The sequence below is a fragment of the Methylophaga lonarensis MPL genome (genome assembly GCF_000349205.1).
GTDB lineage: Bacteria > Pseudomonadota > Gammaproteobacteria > Nitrosococcales > Methylophagaceae > Methylophaga > Methylophaga lonarensis.
The window spans coordinates 1-2,238 of record NZ_APHR01000106.1 but is presented as its reverse complement, the minus strand read 5'-3'; the positions used below and the strand labels follow the sequence as shown (position 1 = coordinate 2,238).

2 protein-coding genes are annotated in these 2,238 nt (G+C 36.9%); both read left to right on the top strand.

Annotation, left to right across the window (positions count from 1 at the left end; genetic code table 11):
- Positions 1 to 316: 316 nt before the first annotated feature.
- On the top strand, positions 317 to 832 hold the full coding sequence (locus MPL1_RS13920) for an IS110 family transposase (RefSeq protein ID WP_235045599.1): 516 nt from the start codon (positions 317 to 319) through the stop codon (positions 830 to 832).
- Between the two features lie 61 nt (positions 833 to 893).
- Positions 894 to 1,307, top strand: coding sequence for a transposase (locus tag MPL1_RS13915; RefSeq protein ID WP_009727610.1), 414 nt, complete (start codon positions 894 to 896; stop codon positions 1,305 to 1,307).
- Positions 1,308 to 2,238 lie beyond the last annotated feature (931 nt).

The following is a 2,238-nucleotide window of genomic DNA, read 5'->3' as shown; positions in this document are numbered from 1 at the left end:
TCAGAGCTTAGAGAAAGTGGACCCTGACGAAGGGCTATCATAAACTTATTTGAGATGTCCGTACTCCCGTGCGGACATCTTTTTTAGTGGTGATTCGACATATATCGGGGCGTGCCTAGTATAGTAAATAGATCAAGAAATTAAAAAAGGCCACCGTTTTCTAGTATTATAGAAGTACCTATCACAGAACTTCTAATTTACTATCCCAACCAAAGGAGAGGAAAAACGATAGGCTTACTCTTTATTCAATCATATCCAAGGTAAAAATGGAAGTCGATGGGCAAAGTTCATAAGAGACGTAGGGTCAGAGAATTTATTGTTGGTCGCAGTTGATGCAGCTAAGTATACGCATAAAGCAATGATTTGTACTTTTTATGGAGATATACTGGTTAAACCATTTGAGTTTGATGCTTCATTGACAGGGATTAAAAAGATTGGAGAATATATTAAATCTCTGAAAAAGGTGTATAAAATGCAAGAGGTTGTAGTAGGAGTAGAAACAACAGGGCATTATTATGAGGATTTGGTTCGTCACTGTCATAGTGAGGGGTATCATGTACGTATCTTAAATGCCGCTACAACTGCCAAAGAACGAGAAACCCTATTGAATTGGTCTAAAACAGATAACTTAGATCTTATGGCAATCGTTCAATCATTAATACACGGACGTGGAACGTCCTCTGAGTTAGGAAAAGGAAAGGTATTTGAACTACAAAAGCTAACGCGAGCCAGACGTGAATTGGTAAAAGAACAGACAGATACGAAGAATTTAATACGTTCTTATATTGATACGTATTTTTCGAGAGTTCCAAGGAAAAAGCATATGGATTAATGAAAAACGAGAACACGTTCAACCCTTTTCAGCATTATTTGGGAAAGCACCACGATATTTAATGCGACATTATCTACATCCTAGCGACATACTTTCACTTGGTGAAGAAGGACTGCGTGAAGTATCTATTAAGAATAATCTAAAAATAAGAGATTATAGTATTCAAATCTTACTGGAATTCGCTCAAGATTCGATCTCCCAAGAAAAAGAATATGTTCAAGCAGAACAATTTCTGCTTAATCAAAAGCTAGATCAACTAGATTTACTTGATAAAAATATTAAAGAATTAGAGAGAAAGATAGAGGATCTTTTTGTGCAGACTGAAGGGGCAATCCTCTTAAGTGTTTCGGGTATCGGTGTTGTCACAGGGGCTGAACTATTCGCGGAGATGGGAGATATCACAGACTTTGATCATGCAGGGCAACTCATCAAGATGGCCGGGACGAATCCAATTGTTAAACAGTCAGGGGGGTAGAAATCCTTCGTATTTTGCCGTCTCAAAACAAGGAAGAAGGCAATTTCGTAATATAGTTTATCAAGTTGGAAAATCCTTAGCCTTTAATAATCCAGAAATGCATGAGAGGTATAAAGCGTTCAAAGCACGTGGAAAGCATCCGAGACAAGCATATGTTGCCTTAGGAAATCGAATGATACGTTTGGCCTTTTCCATGATCCGGCACAAGGCATTATACCGTACAAATCAAGAGAATTATGTTTTATATGATGAAATATATAAAAAGCTGCATATAGCCAACGTGAGACGTTTCTATGAGAAGTTTGTTTTGTCAGAACCTTATCAGTCGGCTTAGAATGTATAAACCTAGCAAAACCTTATTAAGTGGATTATTTTTAGTTTAATTTTGATAAAGTATCTCGAAATGAAAGATTAAATTGTTAAGCATTTCAAAGGTTTAAAGTAGTTTTTTACAATAGGGCTCCTCTAGGACGTTAGATCACATTGTTCATCGTGCCTGAGGCTTTAGACCTCGCGTGTCAGCGTTATGGATCTTGTCCTGCAAGTACGAATAATACGTGAAAACTAAGTTTACATTTACTAGGTTGTATCCTCTGTAGGATGAAAAAGCAAGGTCCCTTCACGTCGTAGAAGAGTCCTATCATACTATTCTGTGGTGGTTGAGCCTTTCAAAAAAATGGTAATTGAAGGTTTTAGTTCAGGTTGGCCTTTTTTAAATAAATAATGTCCTTGACTTATTTTCCATTATACGCTGTCACCTCCAAAGAAGTCGATTAGAAAAACTTGGCTTATCGCCAAGTCCTTAATGGCGAAAGCCTTAGTTTATCTTATACTTTAATCCTTTAGTAAAGTTAAACTTTCTTAAAGTACAAAAAAGGCCCATACTGCGGAAATTCCTCCGACAATATGGGTCTTAGCTTTCATTTACATA

Excerpts from the sequence above, each read along its gene's own strand:
- MPL1_RS13915 (WP_009727610.1), top strand. The coding sequence starts at position 894 with ATGCGACATTATCTACATCCTAGCGACATACTTTCACTTGGTGAAGAA.